Source organism: Pseudoalteromonas sp. 2CM28B, from assembly GCF_023161935.1.
In genome coordinates, this window is sequence record NZ_JALNTH010000114.1 from 1 (window position 1) to 608 (window position 608).

The following is a 608-nucleotide window of genomic DNA, read 5'->3' on the forward strand; positions in this document are numbered from 1 at the left end:
CTACTTGAGCTAGTAGAAATGGAAGTTCGTGAACTTCTTTCTGAATACGACTTCCCAGGTGATGACTTACCACTAATTCAAGGTTCTGCACTTAAAGCACTTGAAGGCGAAGAGCAATGGGAAGCTAAAATCGTAGAGCTTGCAGAAGCACTAGATTCTTACATTCCAGAGCCAGAGCGTGACATCGATAAGCCATTCATCATGCCTATCGAAGACGTTTTCTCAATCCAAGGTCGTGGTACTGTTGTAACTGGCCGTGTTGAAGCTGGTATCATCAACGTGAACGACGAAGTTGAAATCGTTGGTATCAAAGAGACGACTAAGTCTACTTGTACTGGTGTTGAGATGTTCCGTAAGCTTCTTGACGAAGGTCGTGCTGGTGAGAACATTGGTGCACTTTTACGTGGTACTAAGCGTGAAGACGTTGAACGTGGTCAAGTACTAGCTAAGCCTGGTTCAATCAAGCCACACACTACATTCACTTCAGAAGTATACGTACTTTCGAAAGATGAAGGTGGTCGTCATACTCCATTCTTCAAAGGTTACCGTCCACAGTTCTACTTCCGTACAACTGACGTAACAGGTGACGTACAGTTACCAGAAGGCGT

Annotated in this window: 1 protein-coding gene; it reads left to right on the top strand. The window is 44.6% G+C overall.

The window, feature by feature from the left end; translation table 11 throughout:
- The coding region (locus tag MTN96_RS36875; RefSeq protein ID WP_248534855.1) for an EF-Tu/IF-2/RF-3 family GTPase at positions 1–608 on the top strand (608 nt) is incomplete at both ends.